Origin of the sequence: Kitasatospora sp. NPDC127060 (assembly GCF_042724935.1) — a bacterium.
In the GTDB taxonomy this organism is placed as follows: Bacteria; Actinomycetota; Actinomycetes; order Streptomycetales; family Streptomycetaceae; genus Kitasatospora.
The window spans coordinates 31866-49710 of record NZ_JBHXEG010000055.1 but is presented as its reverse complement, the minus strand read 5'-3'; the positions used below and the strand labels follow the sequence as shown (position 1 = coordinate 49710).

Sequence of the window (17845 nt, the reverse complement as noted above, 5' to 3'; positions counted from 1 at the left end):
CGGTGCACCTCGCCTCGGGAGTCGACCCACAGCTGGCCGACCTCTCCAACAAGCTGATCTATTCGGCGATGGCGGTCTACACGATCGCCATGTTCGCCCACATGTTCGAGTGGACGTTCGGCAGCAAGGGCGCGGTCGCCGTCCGCTCCAAGGAGCAGTCGGGCAACCTGGCCGAGACCGTCGCCGCCGCGGAGCCCAAGGCCGCCAAGAAGGTCACCGTCACCGTGGCCGGGGCGAAGGGCGGCACCACCACGCTCACCCGCACCGTCCTGGCGGGCGAGGGCGCGACGGTGGTCACCGGCGGCCGCGGCGAGGAGGACGTGGACGGCCCGGGCGCGGCCGGCACCAGCGAGAAGGCCGACCTGGCCGGCCGCATCGCGATCTCGCTCACCGTCCTGGCGCTGCTGCTGCACGGCGGCGGCATCGTCGCCCGCGGCCTCTCGGTGTCCCGCTGGCCGTGGGGCAACATGTACGAGTTCTCCTGCGCCTTCGCCTTCGCGATGACGGCCGCGTACGTGGTCCTGCTCGCCGCGCGGAAGAACGTGCGCTGGCTCGGCCTGCCGGTCACCGTCGCGGTGCTGCTGACGCTCGGCATCGCCACCCAGGTGCTGTACACCGACTCCGAGCAGCTCGTCCCGGCGCTGCACTCGTACTGGCTGGCGATCCACGTCTCCACCGCGATCTTCTGCGGCGGCGCCTTCTACGCGGCGTTCATCGCCACGCTGCTGTACCTGGGCAAGGACTCCTTCGACAAGCGCACGGCGGCCGGCCTGACCACCGGTCCGCTGGGCACCTCGGCCTCGATCTGGCGCCGGCTGCCCGCCGCGGCCACCTTCGACAAGCTGTCGTACCGGATCAACGCCCTGGTCTTCCCGCTGTGGACGTTCACCATCATCGCGGGCGCGATCTGGGCCGAGTCCGCCTGGGGCAAGTACTGGGAGTGGGACCCGAAGGAGACCTGGTCGTTCATCACCTGGGTCGCCTACGCCTGCTACCTGCACGCCCGCGCGACGGCCGGCTGGAAGGGGCGCAAGGCCGCCTACCTGGCGCTGGCCGCCTTCGCCTGCTGGCTCTTCAACTACTACGGCGTGAACATCTTCGTCACCGGCAAGCACTCGTACGCGGGGATCTGACCGGGGGCACCCACCCGTCGGCCCGACTTTCCGCAGAAGGTCGGGCGGGGCCTGTCTCCCGGGTGCAACAGGGGTAGTGCGTGCCGGCCGTCCGTGCCGGTACGGGGAGGAACGAGGAGGAAATCGCGCAATGGAGTGCGAAGAGGTCATGCTGACCGTCCGAATCACCGCCGCCGAGCAACTGCTGCTCCGTCGGCTCGCCCAGGGGCACCGGAGCGACGTGTCCGAAGTGGTGGCCGACGCTCTGCTGGACATCATCCCCACGCTCAGCGCGCCGGGGGACGCCTACCGGCTGCTGGGCGCCCTCGGGACGCCGGCGCCGTGCGCGCTGACGGTCTGGCTGCCGACCGCGCTGGCCGACCTGCTGGCGCCCGGCGCGGCCCGGATCGCCCAGATCACCGACGTCCGGATCGAGTCGGCCAGTGCGGCGCTGGGCGCGGCGCTGCGGCTCTGGCTGGCCCAGGACCCGGTCCGGCTGGCGGCCAACCTCAGCGTGATGCACGCCGGGCGACCGGCCACCCTGGTGGCCGCCTGACGCGGACGCGCGGGCTCAGCCCGCCAGCGGCAGCAGTCCGGGCACGGCGGGGCGGCCCTCGAAGGCGTCCCGTCGGACCGGCACCCGCGGACCGTCCACCGGCTCGGTGAGCAGCCGGCACTCGGCCGCCGTCCGCCCGTCCTGGAGCAGTCGGACCAGGACGGGGGTGCGGCGGCCGTCCGGTGTCCGCTCCCGGACGGCCCGCACGTAGCAGGGCCGGTCCAGCTCGATGTAGCGGTCGAAGGAGGTCACCAGCTCGACCGGCGCCACCGGCTCGGGGTGGTGCAGCCGCTGGGCGGCCTGGCGGGCCGCCTCCAGCACCAGCATCCCGGGCACGTGGTCCAGCTCGTGGTCGAACAGGACCGGGTGTCCGGCGTCGGCGCGCAGCAGCCAGGTGTCCGGTCGCAGGGTCGGGCTGAGCACCACGTCCGCGGGCTGCGCCCGGCCGACGAGTTCGGGCGCGGCGGGTTCCGGCGGCAGCGGCGGGGCGACGGCGTGCCGGCCGGGGCCGCGCAGCCGCTGGTACGAGGCGGGGGTGATCACCCGCAGCTGGCCGGAGCCGTGGCCGATCCGCAGGCCGTCCCGGGTGATCTCGGCGTGCACCCGCAGCGAGGCCAGTCGGCCGTGCCGCATCCGGACGTCCTGGCAGCCGACGGTGAGCATCAGCGCGGCCGGGCCGGCGGTGACGGCGAGGCCCGGCAGGCCGGCCTCGCCGAGCGCGTAGCCGAGGTCCTCCATGACGAAGTGGTGGTCGCGCGGCACCCCGAAGCCGGCGTGGCCGATCAGCAGCCCGGCCTGCCGGACGGTCTCGGCCATCAGCACCGGGTCGTGGTAGCGGTCCCCGGGGAGCCGGTAGAAGCCGTGCAGCCGGGGCCACTGGGCGCCGAGCAGGAAGTCGTACGGGCCGGTGGCCTGCCAGCCGGTGAGGAAGACCTCGGAGACGGCGGCGCGGTGCACCAGGTGCCGGGAGACGGTCCGGTCGTGGAAGTCGTAGCCGGGGCGGGGGCCGGAACGGGGGCCGGGGTGGGCGTACGGGCCGAGCGAGTCCGGCTCTACGATCAATGGCATGACTGGCCCCAGCTCCAGGGTGTCGGTCGAGCGTCCGCTACGGACGCCCCAGCAAAACATACATACCACCCGGTTTGTCTTCGGCGGCCGGGGTGTCCCCGCCGTAAAGACCCGGGCCGACCACGCTACCTGGCCCCTGGTCTGCGGTGATGCCCGAAACGGGGAGGGCAGACCTTGGGCGGGGGGAGGTCCCCGCTGGACGGCGGGGTCGACACAGGCGCTAGATTAGATACCAACCATGCGGTTTCGGCCGGTGTCGTCCGCATGCGAGGCGCCGTCTCCGATCGAGGGCGCGCCGACAACGGCCGGGTGGGGCGGGGAGCGCGTCCGGCGGAGTCCGGAGGGGTCAGTGGTCAAGCAGGAACGCGCGGGGCGAACCAGGCAGGCCGTGTTGCTCGCCGCCGCGGACACCTTCGCGGGGGTCGGATTCGAGGCCGCGAGCCTGGTCGACATCAGTCGCCGGGCCGGGGTGAGCAAGGGCGCGCTGTACTTCCACTTCGTCTCCAAGCAGGCCCTGGCCGACGGGGTGCGGGCCGCCGCCGGGCGGGAGATCGGCTCGGCCGCCCTGCGCGTCCTGCGCTCCGAGGGCCGGGCCGTCCAGGGGCTGATCGACTTCTCGTACGAGCTGGCCCGGCTGCTGCGCGAGGACGTGGTGGTGCGGGCCGGCGTCCGGCTCGGCCGCCAGGGCCCGCGCCCGGACGGCGGCCCCGGCGGGCCGGACACCGCCTGGCGCAGCCTCGCCGCCGTCGTCCACCGCCTGCTGGACCGTGCCGAGCAGGCCGGCGAACTGCGCCCGGGGGCGGACCGGCGGGCCTGCGCCGAACTGCTCACCGCGGCGGCGGCCGGCCAGGTGCTGCTGGCCGCCGACGAGCCCGGCCGTCCGGCGCCGGAGGCCGTCCGGCGGCTCTGGACGGCCGCGCTGCCGGCCCTGGTGCGGCCGGCGGACTGCGCCGGCTACCGGGTCTGAACTCCGGGGGGCGGGCTCAGCCCCGCTCGGCGACGCTCAGCCCCGCTCGGCGACGCTCAGCCCCGCTCGGCGACGCTCAGCCGGGCGAGCGCGTGCGGCTGGACCAGCCCCGGGAGGATCAGCGTCCAGAGGTCGGCCATCCGCTGGATCAGGTCCCGCCGCTCGGCCAGCACCTGGGAGCTTAGCTGGATCCCGGTCACCGCACCGGTGATCACCCCGGAGGCAGCGGCCAGGTCGACCCCCGGGTGGAGGTCCCCGGCCTCCCGGGCGCGCTCCAGCAGCGCCCGGACGAGGTCCATCCAGCCCTGGTAGGCGGCGATCTGCGGCTGGGTGAAGCTGCCGTGCTCGATCGTCAGCCGGATGCTGCCGCGCACCAGCGGGTCCTCCTGGAGCGCGCGGGCGAACGCGTACCCGAGGTCGATCAAGGTCTGCACCGGGCTGTCCGAGGAGGGCTCCCAGGAGGCGATCCAGGCGCCCTGGCCCTCGATCACGGCGAGCGCCAGCTCCTCCTTGGAGTGGAAGTGGAAGTACAGCGCGCCCTTGGTGACGCCGGCCCGGTCCAGGATCTCGGACATCGTGGCGGCGGCGTAGCCCCGCTCGTCGAACACCTCGGCCGCCGCGAGGAGTACCGCCTGGCGGGTCGCCAGCGCGCGGGCCTGCCTGGCCATCGCAGCCTCCCTGGAAAGTTCTCTACCTCGGCAGCCGTCGATCCTAGGGGGCCGACGGGGCGACGGGCGCGAAACCGTCCGGTAGGTATCCTACCGAGCCGCTCCGGCCCCGGTCGGTCGGCCACGAACGGCGGCTGCCGGCCCCCGGGAGCGCTCCGGGAACGCTCCGGGAAGCCCCGCCGGGCCCCCGGACAGCCCGACGGCCGGTCACCCGGAGGGGGTGACCGGCCGTCGGGGCCTGTCTCTCGGGCTCGGTGGCCCGGAGCCGTCAGGCGGCCTGCTGCCAGCTGACCGGCGAGTAGTACGCCGGGCGGCGCTCCAGGCGCTGCCAGCTGGCGATCGGCTCGATCTGTGCGGTGGCGGCGACCTGCTGCGCGATGGCGGCGCGAGCCGCCAGAACGGCGGTGAGGGCGGCGAGTTCCTCGTCGGAGAGGCTGCCGCGGACGATGCGGACGAGGGGTTCGGCGGAAGCGGTCATGTCCTGGTTTCTCCCCCGGTTGCTGTGGTGTGTGGTGGCGCTGGTGGTGCCTGGTGGTGCCCGGTGCGGTCCGCTGTGGCGAACCGCGCCGCTACATCGGCGGGTTGCCGTGCTTGCGGCTGGGCAGGTCGGCGTGCTTGGTACGGAGCATCGCCAGGGCGGAGGCGATCACCTGGCGGGTTTCGGCCGGGTCGATGACGTCGTCCACGAGGCCGCGCTCGGCCGCGTAGTACGGGTGCATCAGCTCGTTCTTGTATTCCTTGATCTTCTGGGCGCGCATGGCGTCCGGGTCCTCGGCGCCGTTGATCTCGCGGCGGAAGATGACGTTGGCGGCGCCCTCGGCACCCATCACCGCGATCTCGTTGGTGGGCCAGGCGTAGGACAGGTCCGCACCGATGGAGCGGGAGTCCATCACGATGTAGGCGCCGCCGTAGGCCTTGCGCAGGATCAGCGAGATGCGCGGCACGGTGGCGTTGCAGTACGCGTACAGCAGCTTGGCGCCGTGCCGGATGATGCCGCCGTGCTCCTGGTCGACGCCGGGCAGGAAGCCCGGCACGTCCAGCAGGGTGACCAGCGGGATGTTGAAGGCGTCGCACATCTGGACGAAGCGCGCGGCCTTCTCGCTGGCGTTGATGTCCAGCACGCCGGCCAGCGACTGCGGCTGGTTGGCGATGATGCCGGTGACGTGGCCGTCGACCCGCGCCAGCACGCACAGCACGTTGGTGGCCCAGCGCTCGTGGACCTCCAGGTACTCGCCGTGGTCGACGATCTCCTCGATGACCTTGCGCATGTCGTACGGGCGGTTGCCGTCGGCGGGCACCAGGTCCAGCAGGCTGTCGTTGCGGCGCTCGACCGGGTCCTCGCTGACCACGGACGGCGGCATCTCGCGGTTGTTCTGCGGCAGCAGCGACAGGAGGTAGCGGACCTCCTCGATGCAGGACTGCTCGTCGTCGTAGACGAAGTGCGAGACGCCCGAGACGCCGGCGTGCACGTCGGCGCCGCCCAGGCCGTTCTGGCTGATCTTCTCGCCGGTGACGGCCTGGACCACGTCCGGGCCGGTGATGAACATCTGCGAGGTCTCGCGGACCATGAAGACGAAGTCGGTCAGCGCGGGGGAGTACGCGGCGCCGCCGGCGCACGGGCCGAGCATCACCGAGATCTGCGGGATGACGCCGGAGGCCTTGGTGTTGCGCTGGAAGATGCCGCCGTAGCCGGCCAGGGCGGTGACGCCCTCCTGGATGCGGGCGCCGGCGCCGTCGTTCAGCGAGACCAACGGGGCGCCGGCCGCGATGGCCATGTCCATGATCTTGTGGATCTTCTGCGCGTGGGCCTCGCCCAGCGCGCCGCCGAAGATCCGGAAGTCGTGCGCGTAGGTGAAGACGGTGCGCCCGTGCACGGTGCCCCAGCCGACGATCACGCCGTCGGTGTGCGGCTTCTTGGCCTCCAGGCCGAAGCCCTGGGCGCGGTGCCGGCGCAGCGGCTCGACCTCGCGGAAGGAGCCCTCGTCCAGCAGCAGGTCGATGCGCTCGCGGGCGGTCAGCTTGCCCTTCGCGTGCTGGGCCTCCGTGGCCTTCTCGCTCGGGCCGCGACGCACCTTCTCGCGGAGCTCGTGGAGCTCGGCGACCCGCCCCTTGGCGTCGACCGGGACCTCGGGGACCTCGCCGCCGACCGGCGCCTCATGCACAACCGTCATCTCGAACCACTCCAAGGGTGAGGGAACTGTCCGACAGCCAACGTCTGCTGTGCCCCCAGCTGCGAATCAACTTCTTCACTTATGACTGTACGAGGGGCCGTGCGCTGGTTTCGGCGTCGATTCCGTACAAGGTCGAGTTCGTTTAGCTGTCAGGCCTGTACAGAAGCGGTCGGCTCGAAGGCGGTGCGCTCGGTGTCCGTTCGAATACTGGGAGTTGTCGGGCAGATGATGGTCTGATGATCTGAGCATGAAGAAAAGCGCAGGTCAGGACCGTCTCGCAGCACTGTAGGGCGGCCGTCTAGGGTACGGCTCAAGCTCCGCTCAATCCCAGTGCCGGGAAGGACCCGATTCGTGCCAGTGGGTTCGCAGTCGTAGGGAAGCGCCAAAAAGGCCACAGTCCACCCGAGGTTGCCCGGGTGGGCTGTCCGGGGGAGCGGCCGAACCGCTCCGATCAGCTCTTTCGCCCGTCCTCGGGCTCGTCGCCGCGGCGCAGCTCCTGCTCCCGGCGGCGCAGATCGGCCTCCCACCGCCGGAGCATGTCCTCGTGGTCCTTGTCGCCCTTCTGCAACGACTCGCCCTTCCCGGGCGACTTCCCCGCCGACTCTGCCTCCGGCGACTCGTTCCCCGGCGACTCGTTCCCCAGCGAGGCCAGGAACTCCGGATCGTCGTCCGGCGCCACCTGCCGCCCGCCGCGCGGGGCGCCGAACCCCGGCCGGCCGTCGGCGGCCTGCCGCCCCGGGAGCCCGTCCGGGGCGCCGGCCCGCAGGAAGCCGCGCTGCCTGCCGGCCACCAGCCAGGCGATCGGGCCGAGCGGCGGGAAGAGCAGCACGACGATCAGCCAGATCGGCTTCGGCAGGTGCTTCACCTCGCCCTCGGGCGTGACCAGGCAGTCGATGAACGCCCAGACCCACAGCGCGAGCGGAAGGACGATGGTCAGAAGAATCCTCAGCACGGCTGTGATCTCCCCCAGCGAGGGCGGTGGCGGCGGGCGCCTGCCGGGGCCCTTGACGCAAGCCAGGCTATCGGGTGGCGGATACTGACAGGCATGGCATACGACGATCTCCGCTCGTTTCTCCGGGCCCTCGACCGCGAGGGCGACCTCAAGCGCATCAAGGCGGAGGTGGACCCCCACCTGGAGATCGGCGAGATCGTCGATCGGGTGCAGAAGGCCAAGGGCCCGGCGCTGCTGTTCGAGAACGTCAAGGGCTCGTCGATGCCGCTCGCGATGAACGTCTTCGGCACCGAGCGGCGGCTCGCCAAGTCGCTCGGCCTCAAGGGCCCGGAGGACATCTCGGAGAAGATCGCCGGTCTGCTCAAGCCCGAACTGCCGCAGGGCTTCACCGGGTTCCGGGACGCCTTCGGCAAGCTCGCCTCGATGGCGCACGTCCCGCCCCGGCACGTGAAGGCCGGCGACGCCCCCGTCCAGGAGGTCGTGCTCACCGGTGACGACGTCAACCTGGACGAGCTGCCCGCGCTGTTCACCTGGCCGCTGGACGGCGGCTCCTTCTTCAACCTGGGTCTGACCCACACCAAGGACCCGGACACCGGCGTCCGCAACCTCGGCCTGTACCGGCTCCAGCGGCACGACCGCCGCACCATCGGGATGCACTGGCAGATCCACAAGGACAGCCGCAATCACTACGCCGTCGCGGCCAAGCGCGGCGAGCGCCTCCCGGTCGCGATCGCCTTCGGCTGCCCGCCGGCCGTCACCTACGCGGCCACCGCGCCGCTGCCCGGCGACATCGACGAGTACCTGTTCGCCGGCTTCGTCGCGGGCGAGCGGGTCCGGATGGTCGACTGCAAGACCGTCCCGCTGCAGGTCCCGGCCGACGCCGAGGTGGTCCTGGAGGGCTGGCTGGAGCCCGGTGAGATGCTCCCCGAAGGCCCGTTCGGCGACCACACCGGCTTCTACACCCCGCAGGAGCCGTTCCCGGCGCTGACGATCGACTGCGTGACGATGCGCCGCCGTCCGATCCTGCAGTCCATCGTGGTCGGCCGCCCGCCGACGGAGGACGGCCCGCTGGGCAAGTTCACCGAGCGGTTCTTCCTGCCGCTGCTGAAGATCATCATCCCGGACATCGTCGACTACGACCTGCCCGAGGCCGGCGGCTTCCACAACTGCGTGATCGTCTCGATCGACAAGAAGTACCCCAAGCACGCCCAGAAGACGATGCACGCGATCTGGGGCGCCCACATGATGTCGCTCACCAAACTGATCATCGTGGTGGACTCCGACTGCGACGTCCACGACTACCAGGAAGTCGCCTGGCGGGCCTTCGGGAACGTCGACTACAGCCGCGACCTCACCGTGGTCGAAGGCCCGGTCGACCACCTCGACCACGCCTCCTACCAACAGTTCTGGGGCGGCAAGGCGGGCATCGACGCCACCCGCAAGCTCCCCGAGGAGGGCTACACCCGGGACGGCGGCTGGCCGGAGATGGTGTCCTCGGACCCGGCGACCGCCGCGCTGGTGTCCCGTCGTTGGAAGGAATACGGGCTGTGAGCACGGCCGCGGTCGAGACCCCGGGGCGCACCAGGGCGTTCCTGCGCCTGGTGATGATCGAGCACTCGGTCTTCGCCCTGCCCTTCGCCTACATCGCCGCGCTGACCGCCATGTTCCTGGCGGACAAGCGGGTGCACTGGGGCCAGTTGTTCGTCGTCACCGTCTGCATGGTCGGCCTGCGCACCTTCGCGATGGCCGCCAACCGGATCATCGACCGCGAGATCGACGCCCGGAACCCGCGCACCGCCGGCCGCGAACTCGTCACCGGCGCCGTCTCGTTGAGGACGGCGTACGTCGGCTCGGCGGTCGCCCTGGTGGTGTTCCTCGGCGCGGCCGCGATGCTCAACCCGCTCTGCCTGGCCCTCGCGCCGGTGGCCGTGGTGCCGATGGTCGTCTACCCGTACGGCAAGCGGTTCACCAACTTCCCGCAGGCGATCCTGGGCCTGGCCCAGGCGATGGGCCCGGTGGGCGCCTGGCTCGCGGTGACCGGCAGCTGGTCCTGGGAGGCCGTGGTCCTCGGCGTCGCGGTCGGCATCTGGATCGGCGGTTTCGACCTGATCTACGCCTGCCAGGACGTCGAGTCCGACCGGGAGCACGGGGTCGGTTCGCCGCCGGCCCGGTTCGGAGTGCCGGCCGCCATCTGGGGCGCCCGGGTCTGCCACCTGCTGACGACGCTGCTGCTCGGCTGGTTCGCGGTGATCACCGACGCCGGCCCGGCGTTCTGGACCGGCCTGGTCGTCGTGGCGGGTGCCTTCGTCTACGAGCACACCATCGTGAAGCCGAACGACCTGTCGAAGCTCAATCGGGCGTTCTTCCAGACGAACAGCTTCGTCGGGGTCTCGCTGTTCTTCTTCGCCCTGGTCGACCTGGTCATCCGCGGCCTCGGAGTCTGACCGCCGCCGTTCCGGTGAGTCCCAGGGGCCCACCGGAACGACGGCGGGTGCTCCACGGCGCCCCCGGTGCGGGTCAGTCGTGCAGGAAGGCCTCCAGCGACGAGGCCAGTGCCACGGGCGTCTCGTACATCGGGTAGTGCCCGCTGCCGTCGATCTCCTCCAGCTCGGCGTTGGGGTAGTGCTCCAGCCAGCTCCCCCGCATCACCTCGGCGGTCAGGGCGAGGTCGTGGGCGCCGACGATGACCTTGACCGGGACGGGGTTCCCGCTGATCCGGCGCTCCAGGTCGGCGGTCGTCCAGTCCCGGACGTAACCGTCGAAGGCCTCGGCGGTGGACAGCCGCAGGGACTGGTCGACCATCCGGTCCAGCCAGATCCGGCCGGCCCGCTGCCCGGTGACCAGGTCGAGGATCGCGTACCGCTTCTCCCGGTCCCCGGCGGCGCCGTAGAACAGCGCCTCGCCGGCCTCGTCCAGCGGGTACGCCCCGGCGGGCACCGGCGCCAGGCCGACCAGCTTGCGCACCCGCAGCGGGGCCTCGGCCAGGAGCTGCTGGGCCGCCTTGCCGCCCATCGAGTGGCCGACCACGGAGAAGCGGTCCCAGCCGAGCTGGTCGGCGAGGGCGAGCGCGTCGGCGGCGATCTCGGCGAGGGTGTACGCGCCGGTCACGTCCTTGCGTTCGCCGTAGCCGCGGTAGTCGAGGAAGGCGTAGCTGAAGGTCCGGCCGTCGAGGTAGTCGAGGAAGGGGCCCCAGCCCGCGCTGGTGCCGAACCAGTCGTGCAGGACGAGGACGCGGTGGTCGCCGGTGCCGGTCACGCGGTGAGGGATCGTCATGCCGGGGGTCGTTCCCCGGAAACCACCCGTCCGAACGGCCGGTCCGGGTACCGGCCTTCGCGGCGCGGCGCGGTGCCGGGTGGTACCGCGGTCCGCGCCGGTTCAGCCCGCCGGACGCCGGGCGAAGGCCGGGGCGTGCTCCGGGCGGGGGCCGTGGGCGATCAGCCGGGAGATGCCGAGCCGGACGGCGGGCACCCGGCGGGACAGGGTGGCGAGGGCGGTGGGCGGCCCGGAGCGGCGGCCGGTCAGCACCGGAGTGAACATCACGCCGTGCAGGACCCGCTGGAACCGCTGCATGACCACGGTCGGCCACCAGCGGCGCCGCTGCACCCGGGCCAGGGCGGCGACGGTCGGCCGGCCGCGGCGCAGCGGTTCGGCGAGCAGGGTGGCGGCGGCGACGGCGTCCTGGATGGCGAGGTTGATGCCGACCCCGCCGGCCGGGGACATCGCGTGGGCGGCGTCGCCGATCAGCAGTAAGCCGTCGACGTACCAGCGGTCGAGCCGGTTGAGCTTGACGTCGAGCAGGTGGACGTCGTCCATGGCCGTCAACTGGTCGACCCGGTCGGCGTACTGCGGCAGGATCCCGGCGATCCGGGCGCGGAAGCCCTCGACGCCCTCGGCCCGCAGCCGGGCGTCGGCGCCCTTGGCGGTGAAGTAGGCGATCTGGAAGTACTGGTCGCGGGTGATGCTGAGCGCCAGCTCGCCGTCGCCGAAGCCGGGGACCAGGCTGGGCGGGGAGGCCTGCTCGTGGGCGTGCCGGGGGAGCCGGAACCACCAGACGTCGAAGGGCACCGGGTACTCCTCCGGCACCAGTCCGGCCTCCCGGCGCAGGGTGGAGTGCCGGCCGTCGGCGGCGACGGTGAGCGCGGCGCGCAGCTCGCCCTCCTCGCCGTCCCGGGTGCGGTAGCGGACCCCGACCACCCGGCCGCCCTCGCGGAGCAGCCCGGTCGCCTCGGTGTTCATCCGCACGCTGAAGGTGGGTTCCCGCCGGGCCTCCTCGACCAGGAAGTTGAGCAGGTCCCACTGCGGCATCATCGCGATGTAGTTGTACGGCGCGGGCAGCCGGTCGTAGGCGCTCAGGGTGACGTCGCCGACGCCGGGTACCGGCACGACCAGGTTGCCGAGCCGGCTCTGCGGCAGGGCGGCGAACTTGCGGCCGAGGCCGAGCTCGTCCATCAGCCGCACGGTGGACGCGTGGACGGTGTCACCGCGGAAGTCGCGCAGGAAGTCGCCGTGCTTCTCCAGCACGGTCACCTTGACCCCCGCGCGGGCCAGCATCAGGCCCAGCATCATTCCGGCCGGTCCGCCCCCGGAGACGATCACGCTCATGGCTCTCTCCCCTTCGTTCCTTCGCCGCTCGTGCTTGGAACTTGCCTATAGAGCGTCTCTGGAACCGTCTCAGGTGTCAAGTAGTACGATGTCTCACATGGACGATCTGGTGGCCGCCGCCCTCGCGGCGGCGAAGGAACGGGGGCAGGACGTCGCGGACGTCCCACTGACGGCGATCGCCTCGGCGGCCGGCATCTCGCGCAGCACCCTGCTGCGCCGGCTCGGCGGCTCCCGCGCCCCGCTGGACGAGGCCGTCCGGCGCACCGGCGTCGACCCGGGCGGACGGCCGCCGGTGCGCGAGCGGGCGATCGAGGCGGCGGCCCGACTGGTCGCCGAGCGCGGACTGGCCGGGGTGACCCTGGACGCCGTGGCCGACCGGGCCGGGTGCTCACTGCCCAGCCTGCACACCGTCTTCGAGGGGCGGGACGGCCTGTTCGCCGCCGTCTTCCTCCAGTACGGCCCGCTGCCGGACCTGGAAGCGCTCGCCGCGGACCCACCGGGGAGCCTGGAGGACACCGTCCGGGCGATCCACCACACCTTCGCAGCGGCCTTCGACAACGAGCCGCGGGTCGTCCCGGCGGTCTTCGCCGACCTGTTCGGCCGCCCGGACGGCCCCGCCGCCCGGATGATGGCGGCCCACCTGCCGCGGATGTTCGACGGCCTCGCCAGTCTGCTGATGCCGCACGTCCAGGCGGGCCGGCTGCGGCCGCTGCCGCTCCCGGTGCTGGTCCAGCTGCTGCTCGGCCCGCTGGTCAACCACGTGCTGATGAGACCGGTGCTGGAGCCCGCCTTCGGCGCCGCACTGCCACCGCTGGAGGACGTGCTGGACCTGTTCGCCGAGGCCTACCTCCGGGCCGTCACCCTGCCCGGCCCCGGCCCCGAGGGCCCCGGAGATGACTCGTGATCGGCAAGGTGCAGTGCCTGGTCCTCGACTGCCCGGACCCGGCCTGACACCCCTTCTGCCGGGTCCGCGGCCAGGACGCGCCGAGCCCCGGCTCCCTGACGGTGTCGGGAGCCGGGGCTCGGGTGCTCAGCGGAGCGAAGGGGTCAGGCGCTGCGGCGGCGGCGCGCGAAGAGCACCGCGCCGATGCCGCTGACGAGCAGGCCGGCGGCGGCCGCCAGGCCCGGCAGCACGCCCTCCGAACCGGTGTGGGCGAGCGAGCCGCCCACCGGCTGGGCGGTGTCGATGGTGCCGTCAGTGGTGCCGGTGGTGCTGGTGGTGCTGGTGGTGCCGGTGGTGCCGGAGTCGGTGGTGGAGAACCCAGCCTTGACGGCGGCGCCGCCCGCCGCGGTGGTCAGATCGACCTGGAAGCCCTGCGGGCCGACGTACGCGTCCATGGCCGGGCCGCCCTCGGCGAGGATGACGCCCGCGTTGACCGGGGTCTTGCCGACGGTGGCGCCGGTGGTGAAGGCCAGCCGGACGTGCTTGGTGACGGAGGCGTTGGCCGCCAGGTTCTTGTCCGCGGTGAGGTGGTACTTCACCGGGCCGCCCGACTGGGGGCTCGGGGTGCCGGTGACGTCCTCCCAGCCGCCGTCGGCCTTCTGCACCTGGAGGGTGCTGTGCTGGTCGGCCAGCAGCACGGGGGAGAGGTTGTCGTAGTCCGACGCGCTGGAGTTGTTCACGGTGACGTCGAACTCGACCGGTGCGCCACCGATGACGGCGGTCGTCGGCGCGTTCTTGACCTGCACGTCGAGGGCCTTCAGCGCGACGTCCTTGGTGGTCTCGGAGACGACGGTGTGCCCGGCGTCCACGAGTGCGGAGTGGAGCTTGATGGTCCCGCCGGCGGCGGCCCAGTCGTTGTTGACCGGGGTGGCCAGGCGCAGCTGGACGGTCTTGGTGGCACCGGCGGCGACGGTCACGCCCGGGATCTCACCGGCGAAGTCGAAGGTCTTGTCGACCTGGCTGAAGTTCAGCGTGACGGGCTTCCAGGTGCCGTCGGCGTCGCGGTACTCCAGGGTGATGCGGTCCTTCGAGCGGGCGCCCGGGTTGCTGGCGTCCAGCTTCAGCGTGAACGAGGCGTCGGTGCCGCCCGGGTTGGTGACGGTCTCGCTGAACTCGACCGGCTTGCCGCCGTTGCCGACCGACGCCGGCTCCCGCACCGACAGGGTCGGGCCGGAGGTGAGGTTGACCTGGATGAACTGGGGGCCGACGGTGTACTCGCCGCCGCCCTGGTGGAGCACGGCCCACGGGTGGATGAAGTTCACGCCGACCGGGGCGTCGGCGGTGTAGGCCAGGCGGACGTGCCTGGTGAAGGTCTCGTGGGGCGCCATGTCCTGGTCGTCCGCGAGGAAGTAGTCGACCCGGCCCGACGCGTGGGGAAGGGCGACGGGGGTGAGGTTCTGCCAGCTGCCGTCGGCCTTCTGGACCTGGAGGGTGCTGTGCTGGTCGGTCTCCACGATCTTGGAGACGTTGGTGTAGCCGGAGGCGCTGGCGTTGCCGATGACGACGTCGAACTCGACCGGCGCGCCGCCGACGACGGCGGTGGTCGGCGCGTTCTTGACCTGCAGGCTGATGGCCTTGGCGGCGACCTGGTCGGTGCTCTCGGCGAGGACGGCGCCGTTGGCCGCGTCGAGGACGGCGGAGCTGAGCGTGACGGTCGAGTCCACGTTGGACCAGTAGGTGGCGAGCTCGGTGGTGAGCCGCAGCTGGACGGTCTTGGTGGCACCGGCGGCGACGGTCAGGCCGGGGGCGGTGCCGGTGACGGGCTTCCAGGTGCCGTCCGCGTCGCGGTAGTCGACCTTGATGGCGTTCGTCGAGACGGGGCCCGCGCCGCTGGTGCCGATCCGCAGCCGGTACGAGCCCTCGGTGGTGCCGGGGTTGGTGATGGTCTCGGTGAACTCGACCGGCTGGCCGCCGCGGCCGACCGTCGTCGGCGCGTCGACCCGCAGCGACGGCTTGTCGGCGGTGGCCTTGGCGGTCGGCTCGGCGGTGGCGGTGGCGGTGGCGGTGGCGGTGGCGGCGGCCGGGGCGTCGGCGGCATAGGCGGCCGGGGAGGCCACCACGGCGCCGGTGGCGAGCAGCACGCCGAGAGTGGCGGCGGTGAGGACGGCGGAGCGGGAACGACGTGCACGCACAACAGACATTCTAAATACCCCCCAGGGTGTTGCACCGGCGGCGACGTGCCGCTGGCGGATCAGCGCGGTAGTGGTCGGACCCGAGGTCCGGGGTGGTGCTCCCGGTGTGGCCTGCGGTCCGCTCCGGCGGGTTCCCCCCCGCCGCTCACTCACATAGACGCGTCGGGCCCGAAGGGGTTGCAGCTCGGTTCGAAGTTTTTTCCGGAAACTTTTGAGAAGTCCCTGACCTGCGGTTTTCCATGCGAAGGCGGGGTGCTCCGATCCGAAGGCGGGGCGCCTCAGTCCAGCACCAGCCGGTCGCCCAGCCGTAGCCGTCCCGGGGCGGCGACCTCGGCGAGGGCGTCGAGGCGGCCGTCGTGGGCGTGCACGATCGCCTTGAGGATCTCGGGTGCGTGCGGCAGCCCCGGCTGGGGGGCGCCGGACATCGCGCAGCGTTCGCTGCAGGTGACGAAGGCGAGCCGGGCGCTGTCCGTCGTCTCGCCGTGGGCCCGGCGGCCGAGCCAGGTGTCCTCGACGAAGGGCGGGGTGCCGGGCGGGGTGCGCAGCACGATGTTGGGGCGGAAGCGGCGTTCGTCGACCACGGCGAAGGGGACGGTCTCGCGGACCCAGTCCAGGGTGGCGGTGGTGAGCACGCTGACCGGCAGCCGGTCGACGTGCGGGACGGCGTCCTCGCGGGCGAGTTCGACGTCGTCGCGCTGGAGGTAGGCGCGCAGGAAGGCGGTGGGGTGGTCGACGGGGCGGCCGAGCGGGTCGAACAGCTCGGGGCCGTCGATCCGGTGGCCGAGGCGGGCGGAGAGCCGGAGCAGGCCGTCCATCCGGCGAAAGCGGCGGGTGCTCTTGCCGGAGCCGAGTCTTCCGGAGGCGTCGCGGACGGCGTAGAGGCGGTCGCCGGCCAGGCCGCGGAGGTCCACGTCGACGGAGCCGAGCCGCTCGCCGCCGGTGGACTTCACGGGGTAGCGCCAGAGTCGCTCGACCACTCCGATGATCTCAGCCATGGCCGGACAGCCTAGTGGCGCCACCGGAGTTGGTCTAGACCAAGTGCGGGCCTGTGGAGTCCCCGGCCCCGGCCCCGCCCCGGCTCGCCCCCGGCCGGTCAGCCCAGCCGGGCCACCGCCCGCACCGGAGCCCCGTCCGCCGCCACCAGCCGCAGCGGGAACAGTGAGACCTCCACCGGCCGACCGGCCTCCTGGGCCGCCAGCAGTGCCCGCAGGTCGGTCAGGTTCTCGGCGATCACCCCGCCGCCGCTCGCCCCCAGCAGCACCCGGTGGGCGGCCAGCGTCGACTCCTCGGCCGGGTCGGGCCCGTCGTGCTCGTCGGTGAGGTCGGCGAGCAGCGCGGCCACCGCCGGGTCCTCCGGCCCCGGGTCGGGGGTGGGGTCCACGCTCAGCGCGTCCACGCCGACCGTGCGCACCCCGGCGGCCACGACCGCCTCGGCGGCGGCCGCGGTCAGGCTGGGGTGGGCCAGGTAGGCGTCGGTGCCCCAGTGCCGGGCCCAGCCGGTGGCCAGCAGCAGGACGGTGCCCTCGCCGCAGCGCTCCAGCGCGGGCGCCAGCAGTTCGGGGGTGACGGCCGTCCGGGGCTCCAGTCCGCGCAGGTCGGCGACCACGGCCGGGCCGGTGAACCGCTCCAGCGGCAGCCCGTCCAGAGTCGGCCAGGTGACGTCCACGTGGTACGGCGCGTCCACGTGCGTTCCGGACTGCGAGCCGAGGTGCAGGGCCAGCACGTTCACCCCGGCGGTGGCGGTGGTGAGCGCGGGCTCCAGCAGGACGGCCGGATCGCCGGGGTAGACCGGCATCGCGGTGGTCACCTGATGGGTGAGGTCGACGAGGGTCGCTGCCATGCGCCCATCCTCCCAGGGGGTGCGCCCTCCCGGACCCGGTCGTGCCGTGCCCGGGGCGAATCCGCAGGTGGGGCCGGGACAGAATTGACCCATGGGAACTGCGAAGCGTCAGCCGTGGGTGGTCGGGGTCTCGGGAGCGTCGGGGACGCCGTACGCGGCCTCGGTGATCCGGGCGCTGCTCGCCGCCGGTGAGGCGGTGGACCTGATCGTCAGCCGGGCCGCCCGGCTCACCATCCTGGACGAGACCGGCATCTCCTTCCGGGACGCCCACTGGCGCACCGATCTCGCGCGGTGGCTGGGGTCGGCGGAGGGCCTGGACGACGTCCGCTACTGGTCCGCCGGGGACTTCGCGGCCGGCCCGTCCAGCGGCTCGTACCCCGCGAAGGGCATGCTGGTGGTGCCCGCGACCACCGGCGCGGTGGCCGGGATCGCGCTCGGCCTGAGCAAGGACCTGCTGCAGCGGGTGGCCAGCGTCACCCTCAAGGAGCGCCGTCCGCTCGTCGTCTGCGTGCGCGAGACTCCACTCAACGGGGTGACGTTGAAGCACCTGCTGGAGCTCGATGCGCAGGGCGCCGTCGTGCTGCCCGCCTCGCCCGGTTTCTACGCCGGCGGCTCCACCGTGCGCGAACTCGTGGATTTCGTGGCCGGCCGGGTGCTGGACGCGGTCGACGTGCCGCACTCCCTGTACCTGCGCTGGGAGGGCGAGTTGGGCGCGGCGGCCCGCAAACCGGGCGACGCGGAGGCCGCTCGGGCTGAGGGGGAGTAAGGAGACCGAGGGCGGGAGAGTATCTTCTCTGCGATATCCGGGTCGGTCAGCGCATGGCGCCTTGGAAT

The 17845-nt window shown here is 72.6% G+C and carries 17 protein-coding genes; 7 read left to right on the top strand and 10 right to left on the bottom strand.

Annotation, left to right across the window (positions count from 1 at the left end; all coding sequences use genetic code 11):
- The first annotated feature begins 2 nt into the window (after positions 1-2).
- Positions 3-1133, top strand: a complete 1131-nt coding sequence (ccsB, locus tag ACFWIS_RS26825) for a c-type cytochrome biogenesis protein CcsB (protein WP_380462923.1) — start codon at positions 3-5, stop codon at positions 1131-1133.
- 148 nt (positions 1134-1281) lie between these two features.
- Positions 1282-1668: a hypothetical protein gene (locus ACFWIS_RS26820; protein WP_380462925.1), complete on the top strand. Its 387-nt coding sequence runs from the start codon at positions 1282-1284 to the stop codon at positions 1666-1668.
- Between the two features lie 15 nt (positions 1669-1683).
- Here the strand turns inward: ACFWIS_RS26820 and ACFWIS_RS26815 are convergent, their stop codons facing one another.
- Positions 1684-2736, bottom strand: a complete 1053-nt coding sequence (locus ACFWIS_RS26815) for a ScbA/BarX family gamma-butyrolactone biosynthesis protein (protein ID WP_380462926.1) — start codon at positions 2734-2736, stop codon at positions 1684-1686.
- 349 nt (positions 2737-3085) lie between these two features.
- On the opposite strand from ACFWIS_RS26815, the gene ACFWIS_RS26810 reads away from it, so the two are divergent.
- Entirely contained in the window at positions 3086-3703 is a 618-nt protein-coding gene (locus ACFWIS_RS26810) for a ScbR family autoregulator-binding transcription factor (RefSeq protein ID WP_380462927.1), read from the top strand.
- 56 nt (positions 3704-3759) lie between these two features.
- Here ACFWIS_RS26810 and ACFWIS_RS26805 read toward each other — a convergent pair whose 3' ends face one another.
- The 4 genes from ACFWIS_RS26805 to ACFWIS_RS26790 form a co-directional block, all read right to left on the bottom strand.
- Positions 3760-4371, bottom strand: a complete 612-nt coding sequence (locus ACFWIS_RS26805; protein ID WP_380462929.1) for a ScbR family autoregulator-binding transcription factor — start codon at positions 4369-4371, stop codon at positions 3760-3762.
- A gap of 268 nt (positions 4372-4639) precedes the next feature.
- Positions 4640-4849 carry an acyl-CoA carboxylase epsilon subunit gene (locus tag ACFWIS_RS26800; protein WP_380460446.1) on the bottom strand — a complete coding sequence of 70 codons (210 nt, stop codon included), beginning with the start codon at positions 4847-4849 and terminating at the stop codon, positions 4640-4642.
- Positions 4850-4940: 91 nt separating this feature from the next.
- Positions 4941-6542 carry an acyl-CoA carboxylase subunit beta gene (locus ACFWIS_RS26795; RefSeq protein WP_380460444.1) on the bottom strand — a complete coding sequence of 534 codons (1602 nt, stop codon included), beginning with the start codon at positions 6540-6542 and terminating at the stop codon, positions 4941-4943.
- A gap of 451 nt (positions 6543-6993) precedes the next feature.
- Entirely contained in the window at positions 6994-7494 is a 501-nt protein-coding gene (locus ACFWIS_RS26790) for a PLD nuclease N-terminal domain-containing protein (protein ID WP_380460442.1), read from the bottom strand.
- Between the two features lie 93 nt (positions 7495-7587).
- Here ACFWIS_RS26790 and ACFWIS_RS26785 point away from each other — a divergent pair, with 93 nt between their 5' ends.
- Both ACFWIS_RS26785 and mqnP read left to right on the top strand, forming a co-directional pair.
- Positions 7588-9045, top strand: a complete 1458-nt coding sequence (locus ACFWIS_RS26785; protein WP_380460440.1) for a menaquinone biosynthesis decarboxylase — start codon at positions 7588-7590, stop codon at positions 9043-9045.
- Complete coding sequence (gene mqnP / locus ACFWIS_RS26780; protein WP_380460454.1) at positions 9033-9938, top strand: menaquinone biosynthesis prenyltransferase MqnP; 906 nt, start codon at positions 9033-9035, stop codon at positions 9936-9938. Before ACFWIS_RS26785 ends, mqnP begins: the two co-directional genes overlap by 13 nt.
- A gap of 73 nt (positions 9939-10011) precedes the next feature.
- On the opposite strand, the gene ACFWIS_RS26775 is transcribed toward mqnP, so the two are convergent.
- On the bottom strand, positions 10012-10767 hold the full coding sequence (locus ACFWIS_RS26775; RefSeq protein WP_380460438.1) for an alpha/beta fold hydrolase: 756 nt from the start codon (positions 10765-10767) through the stop codon (positions 10012-10014).
- 102 nt (positions 10768-10869) lie between these two features.
- Complete coding sequence (locus ACFWIS_RS26770; RefSeq protein ID WP_380460436.1) at positions 10870-12096, bottom strand: FAD-dependent oxidoreductase; 1227 nt, start codon at positions 12094-12096, stop codon at positions 10870-10872.
- Positions 12097-12193: 97 nt separating this feature from the next.
- Here ACFWIS_RS26770 and ACFWIS_RS26765 point away from each other — a divergent pair, with 97 nt between their 5' ends.
- Entirely contained in the window at positions 12194-13000 is an 807-nt protein-coding gene (locus ACFWIS_RS26765; protein WP_380460435.1) for a TetR/AcrR family transcriptional regulator, read from the top strand.
- Between the two features lie 143 nt (positions 13001-13143).
- Here ACFWIS_RS26765 and ACFWIS_RS26760 read toward each other — a convergent pair whose 3' ends face one another.
- From ACFWIS_RS26760 to ACFWIS_RS26750, 3 genes are all read right to left on the bottom strand, one after another.
- Positions 13144-15171 (bottom strand): hypothetical protein, encoded by a 2028-nt coding sequence (locus ACFWIS_RS26760; protein ID WP_380524011.1) that lies wholly within the window; start codon positions 15169-15171, stop codon positions 13144-13146.
- A 278-nt stretch (positions 15172-15449) separates the two neighbouring features.
- Entirely contained in the window at positions 15450-16166 is a 717-nt protein-coding gene (locus ACFWIS_RS26755; protein ID WP_380460431.1) for an MOSC domain-containing protein, read from the bottom strand.
- Between the two features lie 98 nt (positions 16167-16264).
- Complete coding sequence (locus ACFWIS_RS26750; RefSeq protein ID WP_380460429.1) at positions 16265-17011, bottom strand: cyclase family protein; 747 nt, start codon at positions 17009-17011, stop codon at positions 16265-16267.
- A gap of 91 nt (positions 17012-17102) precedes the next feature.
- Between ACFWIS_RS26750 and ACFWIS_RS26745 the strand changes: the two genes are divergently transcribed.
- A complete protein-coding gene (locus tag ACFWIS_RS26745) occupies positions 17103-17777 on the top strand; it encodes a UbiX family flavin prenyltransferase (protein WP_380460427.1) in 675 nt (224 codons plus the stop codon).
- Positions 17778-17845 lie beyond the last annotated feature (68 nt).

Excerpts from the sequence above, each read along its gene's own strand:
- ACFWIS_RS26815 (WP_380462926.1), bottom strand. The coding sequence starts at position 2,736 with ATGCCATTGATCGTAGAGCCGGACTCGCTCGGCCCGTACGCCCACCCC.
- ACFWIS_RS26795 (WP_380460444.1), bottom strand. The coding sequence starts at position 6,542 with ATGACGGTTGTGCATGAGGCGCCGGTCGGCGGCGAGGTCCCCGAGGTC.
- ACFWIS_RS26755 (WP_380460431.1), bottom strand. The coding sequence starts at position 16,166 with ATGGCTGAGATCATCGGAGTGGTCGAGCGACTCTGGCGCTACCCCGTG.
- ACFWIS_RS26820 (WP_380462925.1), top strand. The coding sequence starts at position 1,282 with ATGCTGACCGTCCGAATCACCGCCGCCGAGCAACTGCTGCTCCGTCGG.
- ACFWIS_RS26800 (WP_380460446.1), bottom strand. The coding sequence starts at position 4,849 with ATGACCGCTTCCGCCGAACCCCTCGTCCGCATCGTCCGCGGCAGCCTC.
- ACFWIS_RS26775 (WP_380460438.1), bottom strand. The coding sequence starts at position 10,767 with ATGACGATCCCTCACCGCGTGACCGGCACCGGCGACCACCGCGTCCTC.
- ACFWIS_RS26770 (WP_380460436.1), bottom strand. The coding sequence starts at position 12,096 with ATGAGCGTGATCGTCTCCGGGGGCGGACCGGCCGGAATGATGCTGGGC.
- ACFWIS_RS26745 (WP_380460427.1), top strand. The coding sequence starts at position 17,103 with ATGGGAACTGCGAAGCGTCAGCCGTGGGTGGTCGGGGTCTCGGGAGCG.
- ACFWIS_RS26785 (WP_380460440.1), top strand. The coding sequence starts at position 7,588 with ATGGCATACGACGATCTCCGCTCGTTTCTCCGGGCCCTCGACCGCGAG.
- ACFWIS_RS26805 (WP_380462929.1), bottom strand. The coding sequence starts at position 4,371 with ATGGCCAGGCAGGCCCGCGCGCTGGCGACCCGCCAGGCGGTACTCCTC.
- ACFWIS_RS26765 (WP_380460435.1), top strand. The coding sequence starts at position 12,194 with ATGGACGATCTGGTGGCCGCCGCCCTCGCGGCGGCGAAGGAACGGGGG.
- ACFWIS_RS26750 (WP_380460429.1), bottom strand. The coding sequence starts at position 17,011 with ATGGCAGCGACCCTCGTCGACCTCACCCATCAGGTGACCACCGCGATG.